Source organism: Pseudomonas meliae (assembly GCF_001400515.1).
GTDB classification, from domain to species: domain Bacteria; phylum Pseudomonadota; class Gammaproteobacteria; order Pseudomonadales; family Pseudomonadaceae; genus Aquipseudomonas; species Aquipseudomonas amygdali.
Genome location: NZ_LJQT01000180.1, coordinates 25,248 through 32,445 on the forward strand (window position 1 = coordinate 25,248; position 7,198 = coordinate 32,445).

The 7,198-nt window shown below is 60.9% G+C and carries 7 protein-coding genes; 2 read left to right on the plus strand and 5 right to left on the minus strand.

The window, feature by feature from the left end; all coding sequences use genetic code 11:
• Positions 1-49: 49 nt before the first annotated feature.
• The 5 genes from ALO64_RS08140 to yrfG all read right to left on the minus strand — a co-directional run bounded on the left by ALO64_RS08140 (position 50) and on the right by yrfG (position 5,594).
• Complete coding sequence (locus ALO64_RS08140; RefSeq protein ID WP_002551428.1) at positions 50-511, minus strand: glycine zipper domain-containing protein; 462 nt, start codon at positions 509-511, stop codon at positions 50-52.
• Between the two features lie 209 nt (positions 512-720).
• The gene (locus ALO64_RS08145) at positions 721-3,057 is read right to left on the minus strand and encodes an FdhF/YdeP family oxidoreductase (protein WP_044343872.1); all 2,337 of its coding nucleotides are present in this window, start codon (positions 3,055-3,057) and stop codon (positions 721-723) included.
• A complete protein-coding gene (gene fdhD, locus ALO64_RS08150; RefSeq protein ID WP_044343871.1) occupies positions 3,054-3,890 on the minus strand; it encodes a formate dehydrogenase accessory sulfurtransferase FdhD in 837 nt (278 codons plus the stop codon). The genes ALO64_RS08145 and fdhD overlap by 4 nt, the downstream gene beginning before the upstream one ends.
• Positions 3,891-3,993: 103 nt before the next feature.
• On the minus strand, positions 3,994-4,875 hold the full coding sequence (locus ALO64_RS08155; RefSeq protein WP_044343870.1) for a LysR family transcriptional regulator: 882 nt from the start codon (positions 4,873-4,875) through the stop codon (positions 3,994-3,996).
• A gap of 41 nt (positions 4,876-4,916) precedes the next feature.
• Positions 4,917-5,594, minus strand: a complete 678-nt coding sequence (yrfG, locus tag ALO64_RS08160) for a GMP/IMP nucleotidase (protein ID WP_044343869.1) — start codon at positions 5,592-5,594, stop codon at positions 4,917-4,919.
• 96 nt (positions 5,595-5,690) lie between these two features.
• Here yrfG and nudE point away from each other — a divergent pair, with 96 nt between their 5' ends.
• Both nudE and cysQ read left to right on the plus strand, forming a co-directional pair.
• Entirely contained in the window at positions 5,691-6,257 is a 567-nt protein-coding gene (gene nudE / locus ALO64_RS08165; RefSeq protein WP_044343868.1) for an ADP compounds hydrolase NudE, read from the plus strand.
• The gene (gene cysQ, locus ALO64_RS08170; RefSeq protein WP_044343867.1) at positions 6,254-7,096 is read left to right on the plus strand and encodes a 3'(2'),5'-bisphosphate nucleotidase CysQ; all 843 of its coding nucleotides are present in this window, start codon (positions 6,254-6,256) and stop codon (positions 7,094-7,096) included. Before nudE ends, cysQ begins: the two co-directional genes overlap by 4 nt.
• The last annotated feature ends 102 nt before the right edge of the window (positions 7,097-7,198 follow it).

Here is a 7,198-nt window from a genome sequence, read left to right on the forward strand (position 1 = left end):
CCGCTCAAGAGCGANNTCGGTTTTGATTCATCAGTAAATAACGGCTGTATCAGTCGCGATGACGACGATGGCCGTGGTGCTTCGGACGACGGTCATGATCGCGATAGTAGCGGCGATCATCACGGCCACCGCGATAACGACGATCATCGCTGCGGCTTTCGTTGCCCATGTAGTTGCCGAGTGCGGCACCACCGCCGCCGCCTACCGCCGAGCCGATCAGGCTGCCGGTGCTGCCGCCAACGCTGCGGCCTACAACGTTACCGCCTGCTGCGCCCAGACCGCCGCCAATGGCTGCTTCTGTACGGTTGCGACGGTCTGCACCGACCGCACCGCCGGCTGCGCCACCCAGGCCAGCGCCAATCGCTGAACCGGTGCTGCCGCCGAGCTGTTGACCGACGACCGAGCCGAGTACCCCACCCAATGCTCCGCCTGCGCCTGATTCGAGGTTGCCTGCAGAGGCTGCACCGCTGATCAAGGCAAGAGACAACAACAGTATCGAGGAATACTTCATGTATGGAATCTCATAGGGATGACGGCGCGATCTTGGTGTCAAGTGAAGAATGTAGCAATGCAATTCCGACGAGTAACACGATTGCCACACAAACTGTTAAGTTATTGTTTTGGATAAGGAACTTAAGTCGGAAAAGAGAGTCTGAGGTTACTTGTGAAAGGCCCGTTTCCAGCGAAACGGCCCTTTTTTGTGGGCGTCTTTTATGAACGTCAGATGATGCGGGCCGACTCTGCCGATCGCTCGAGACGAATGGCCACGAACTTCGACGTCGGCGTGCTGCTGCCATCGCCAACGCTTTCCAGCGGCACCAGCGGGTTGACCTCTGGATAGTAGGCCGCAGCCTGACCGGCCGGAATGTCGAACGCCAGCAAGGTGAAGCCTTTGACGCGGCGCTCGCGGTTGTCGCTCCAGATTGAGATCACGTCAGCTTTCTGACCCGGCTGAAAGCCCAGACGAATGATGTCGGCTTCGTTGACGAACAGCACATCACGCTGGCCTTTGACACCGCGATAACGGTCGTCCAGGCCATAGATAGTGGTGTTGTACTGATCGTGCGAGCGCATCGATTGCATGATCAGGTCCGGAATCTGCCCGGTCGAGCTGATGTCTTCATGGATCAGGCTCAGCGGCAACGCGTTGGACTTGAAGTTGGCGCGCGTCGAGGCTGTGTTCCAGCGGCGGGCACCGGCGGCGTTGCCCAAGTAGAAGCCACCGGGGTGTTTAACGCGCTCGTTGAAGTCTTTGAAGCCGGGGATGGTGTCGGCGATCAGGTCGCGAATGCGGTCGTAGTCTTCGACCAGCCACAACCAGTCCACAGGTGCCTTGCCCAGTGTTGCGTTGGCGATACCGGCGATGATCGCAGGCTCGGAACGCATCTGCTTCGACGACGGCTTCAACTGGCCGTTGGACGCGTGGACCATGCTGAACGAATCTTCCACGGTCACGGCCCGTGGGCCGTTGGCCTGGATGTCGATGTCGGTACGGCCGAAGCACGGCAGGATCAGCGCGTCCTTGCCGTGGAACAGGTGGCTGCGGTTCAGTTTGGTGCTGATCTGCACGGTCAGGTCGCAGTTGCTGAGGGCTTCTGCAGTGCGATGGCTGTCCGGTGTTGCCTGGGCGAAGTTGCCGCCCAGCGCGATGAACACCTTGGCGCGACCTTCGGCCATGGCGTGAATGGCTTCGACCACGTTGTGGCCATTTTCGCGGGGCACTTTGAACTGGAAGCGTTTTTCCAGAGCATCGAGCAGGAACACCGGTGGGCGCTCGTTGATGCCCATGGTGCGGTCACCCTGCACGTTACTGTGACCGCGCACCGGGCACAGGCCTGCGCCTGGACGGCCAATGTTGCCGCGCAGCAGCATCAGGTTGGCGATTTCCTGAATGGTCGCAACCGAATGGCGGTGCTGGGTGATACCCATTGCCCAGCACATGATGACGTTCTTGCCCTTGGCGTACATGCGTGCTGACTGTTCGATGTCAGTCAGCGGCAGGCCGGACTGCTCGACAATCTCGTCCCAGGACGTGTCATCGATGGCGGCCAGGTATTCAAGCACGCCTTCGGTGTGTTCGTTGAGGAACGCGTGATCAAAGACCGACGGCTCATTCGCCAGCTGTGCATCACGCTCCCATTGCAGCAGGAACTTGGCCATGCCGCGCAACAGCGCCATGTCGCCGCCCAGGGCAGGGCGGAAGTAGGCGGTGTTGGTCGGACGGTCACCGTTGGTGAGCATTTCGACCGGGTGCTGAGGGTGCTGGAAACGCTCCAGACCACGCTCTTTCAACGGGTTGACGCACACCACCTGCGCGCCGCGTTGTACCGCTTCACGCAGGGGTTCCAGCATGCGCGGGTGGTTGGTGCCGGGGTTCTGGCCGAGGACGAAGATGGCGTCGGCGTGTTCGAAGTCTTCGAACGTCACGGTGCCCTTGCCCACGCCGACGCTTTGCGACAGCGCTACACCACTGGCTTCGTGGCACATGTTCGAGCAGTCCGGGAAGTTGTTGGTGCCATAGGCGCGCACGAACAACTGATACAGGTACGCCGCTTCGTTGCTGGCGCGACCCGAGGTGTAGAACTCGGCCATGTTCGGGCTGGGCAGGTTCTTCAGGTGCTTGGCGATCAGCGCGAATGCGTTGTCCCAGCTGATCGGCTTGTAACGGTCGGTTTCGGCATCGTAGGCCAGAGGCTCGGTCAGGCGGCCCTGATACTCAAGCCAGTAGTCGCTCTGCTCCAGCAATGCACTGACGCTGTAGCGGGCGAAGAAGGCCGGATCGACACGGCGTTTGGTGGCTTCCCAGTTGACCGCCTTGGCGCCGTTCTCGCAGAACTTGACCATGCCGCTTTCCGGCGAATCGCCCCACGCGCAGCCAGGGCAGTCGAAGCCGCCATTCTGGTTGGTCTTGAGCATCATGCGCAGGTTCTTCAGCGCGTTGTCACTGCCCAGCCAGTGTTGCGTCACGCTGATCAGTGCGCCCCAGCCGCCTGCCGCACCTTTGTATGGCTTGTAGCGGGGGATAGGTGTCTTGTCGGCTTGATGATGAGTGCTCACGCTTGAATCTCCATCGCAGGGCTATAGACCCGCGGCGCACTGTGCTGCGGCAGGTGAATTAAATTGAGGTTGTGGCGGCGGGCCCATTGCAGGGCCAGACCGGTGGGCGACGACAGGCTGACCAGGGTCTGGATGCCGGCGCGCAATACTTTCTGAATCAGTTCCAGGCTGCAGCGGCTGGTCACGATGGCGACGCCGCCTGCCAAGGGGATGTCCTGACGGATCAATGCGCCGATCAGCTTGTCCAGCGCGTTGTGGCGGCCAATGTCTTCACGTCCCAGCAACAGCTGGCCGTTACCGTCCATGAACACCGCAGCATGCACAGCGCCACAATGGCGGCCAAGCGGCTGGAACTCACCGATGCGCTGACGCAGGCCTTCCAGCCACTCAATCGGCGGCAAGGGTGCGCCGGGCAGCACGTTCAGTTCTGGCAGAGCCTGCTCTACCGCTTCAACGCCACAGAGCCCGCAACCGCTGGTGCCTGCCAGTTGCCGACGCTGTTGCTTGAGTTCCCAGAAGGCGCGGCTGGCGATTTCGACTTCGGCCTGCATCGCCGAGCCGCAACCGCTGATTTTGAAGTCGTAGATTTCGTCGTGCGAGGCAATGATGCCGCTGCCCAGGCTGAAACCGATGATAAAGTCTTCCAGATCGGTGGGGCTGACCAGCATGACTGCCTGGCTGATGCCGTTGTAGGCAATCGCCAGTGCCACTTCTTCGGCAAGTTCGTTACGTGCAGAGTCCGTGCCCTCGAGGTTCGAGTAGCTGTAAGACTGGCTTGCTTCGGGGGCTGGCGTAGCAAAGGACGCCGAGCTGACCTTGCGCGTAACGGGCATGGGCTGAAATACCGGCAGAATGACATCTGCAAGACTAGGCCCGTTCTGGTAAATCGTCTAATCGCTAGTGCTGATGTGCCGATAGATGACGTCGATCAACGCTCTAGCGCGGCATTTCTGCTACCAGTGCAAAGCAGGCTTCAGCCAGTGCCGAACGTGGCGCACTGCGGCGCATGATCAACCCCAGCCGGGCCAAAGTCCGGGAGTCGGCAATCGGATGCAGGCGCAAATGTTCGGTGAGCGTTTCCAGACCGCCATCCAGCGGCATGATCGCGCAGCAAAAACCGCCATGTACGGCTTGCAGCAACTGATGAACGGCATCGGTTTGTATCAGCGGATTGGGTTGCAGGCCGCGGCTATGGAAGTTGTGATCGATCGACTGCCGAAAATGCATGCCGCTGGTCAGCATGCCCAGTGGCAGCTCGACCAGATCGGCCCAGCTCAAGGGATCGTCGCCAAACGTGAAGTGCCGACGGTCGTACAGCAGGCCCATGCGCGTGTCGTCCAGGGTGAGCGAATCGAAACGCTCATTGTCCAGACGTTCCAGGTACGAGACGCCCAGATCGATACGATTGCTTGCCAGTTGTTCCAGCACTTGCTCGGAGCTGAGTGACGACAGCTCGAAGCGCAGATTGGGGTGCAGCTGGTGCAGCCGGTGCAGCAATGGCAGCGGATCGAAGCTCGACAGCGGCACCACGCCCAGGCGCAACGTCCCGACCAGATGACCGCGGCAGGCGGCCGCTTCAGCCTGCAGACCGTCGTAGGCAGCCAGTACCGTGCGTGCCCAGGCCAATACGCGTTCGCCTGGTGCGGTAAAGCCTTCGAAGCGTTGGCCGCGATTGACCAGTGGCAAGCCAAGCTCTTCTTCCAGATTGCGCAGGCGCATCGACAGCGTCGGCTGGGTGATGTTGCAGCGCGCAGCCGCCTGGCCGAAGTGCCTCGTCTCGTCGAGGGCGATCAGAAATTTAAGTTGCTTGATGTCCATGTTCACTCCGATGAGCCGTCCAGACAGCCGATTCTACGCGCTCAGGCTGAATGATCGAGCACGCCCTTGATCAACTCCCGATAGTCGTCCACTGCGGCGAACTTTTCGGTGTCTTTCGGGCCTTTTTGGCTGTTGGGTTGGCTGACGGCCAGCAAATGGGCTACACCGAAGTGTCGAGCGCTGCGCAGGATCGGCAGGGTGTCGTCGATAAACAGACTGCGTGCCGGGTCGAAGGCTGTTTCGGCCTTCAGAGCGTCCCAGAAATGCTGGCTTTCCTTGGGAAAGCCGTAATCGTGAGAGCTGATCAGGCGTTCGAAATAAGGCGCCAGCTCGATTCGCTCCATCTTCAGCGACAACGAATCGCGGTGCGCGTTGGTGATCATGATCACCCGTTTGCCCGCTTGCTTGATGGCGGCGAGAAAGGTCTCGGCGTCCGGGCGCAGTGCAATCATGTGCGCAATTTCGCGTTTCAGGTCGCGAACCGACAGTTTAAGCTCGGCGCTCCAGAAATCCAGGCAGTACCAATTGAGCGTGCCCGCGTTGTTTTCGAACAGCGGCTTTAACTCCAGCCAGGCCATGGCGAAACTGACGCCGTGCAGTTCGGCGTAGCGCTGCGGCAGGTGCTGCATCCAGAAGTGTTCGTCGTAATGCAGGTCGAGCAACGTGCCGTCCATATCCAGCAGGACGGTATCGATTTCGCTCCAGGGCATGGAAAGCATTAAGGCCTCGTCAGGGGTTGAGAACGGGTAAGCATATCCGACACAGACATCGGGAAAAGCTCGGTATAGTACCTCGTTCATGTAAAGGAGCCTGTCATGCGTCAGAAACCTACCGTACTTGCCCGTGCAATTGTCGCCAGTAGTCGTCTGTTCCGCGTTGAAGAGCTGCAACTGCGCTTTGCCAATGGCGTCGAGCGGACCTACGAGCGTCTGGCCAGCCGGGGGACGGGGCCCGGCGCGGTGATGATCGTGGCCATGCTCGATGCCGACCACGCGGTGCTGATCGAAGAATATTGCGGCGGCACCGATGCCTACGAGCTGTCCCTGCCCAAGGGGCTGATCGAGCCCGGCGAAGACGTGCTGGCGGCCGCCAACCGCGAACTCAAGGAAGAAGCCGGTTTCGGTGCCCGGCAACTGGAATTGTTGACTGAACTGTCGCTGTCCCCCGGTTACATGAGCCAGAAAATTCAGGTGGTCCTCGCCACTGACCTTTATGAAGAGCGGCTGGAAGGCGACGAGCCCGAGCCGATCCGGGTCGACCGGATCAACCTGCGCGAGCTGTCGAGTCTTGCGCAGAATGCTCAGTTCAGTGAAGGCAGGGCGCTTGCGGCGCTGTACCTGCCCCGTGACCTGCTAACCCAGCGTGGATTGTTCCAGCCATGACCGATTCGTTACAAAACCTGCCACATCCGCTGCTCGCGCCGGTGATCGAACTGACGCGACTGGCGGGCGAAGTGATCCTGCCGTTCTGGCGCGCCAACGTCACCGTAACCACCAAGACCGACGATTCGCCGGTGACCGCCGCTGACCTGGCCGCCCATCAGGTGTTGGTCGAGGGTCTGCAGGCGCTTGATCCGGACATTCATGTGCTCTCCGAAGAGGACGCTGACATCCCCCTCAGCGAGCGGGCAAGCTGGGAGCGCTGGTGGCTGGTCGATCCGCTGGACGGCACCAAGGAGTTCATCTCCGGCAGTGAAGAGTTCACCGTCAATGTCGCGCTGATCGAGCGTGGCCGCGTGGTATTCGGCGTGGTCTCGATGCCCACCAATAACCGCTGCTACTTCGGCGGTGCCGGGCTGGGTGCCTGGCGCAGCGATGGCGTCGGTCACATCCAGCCGATCGCAGTGCGCACACAGCCTGGCGAAGGGCAGACCTTTACCGTGGTCGCCAGCCGCCGCCACTCCAGCCCGGAGCAGGAGCATTTGCTCGCCGGCCTGTCGAACGGGCTGGGCCATTTGCAACTGACCAACATCGGCAGCTCATTGAAATTCTGCCTGCTGGCCGAAGGCGCCGCCGACTGCTACCCACGCCTGGCCCCGACCTCGCAATGGGACACCGCTGCGGCGCAGGGCGTGCTTGAAGGTGCAGGAGGCGAAGTGTTGCAACTGGACGGCCAGCCATTCAGCTACCCGGCGCGTGAATCGCTGCTCAACCCATTCTTCCTGGCCCTGCCCGCCAACGCCGAATGGCGCGACAAACTGCTGGTGCTGGCCCAGTCCTGAGTCCGGCTTCAAGGCCTCTGCCCGGCGGGCGTGGGAGCGAGCCGGGCGACGCTTCGCTTGCTCGCGAAGGCGATTGTTCAAGCGATGAATTTTCATAGATTG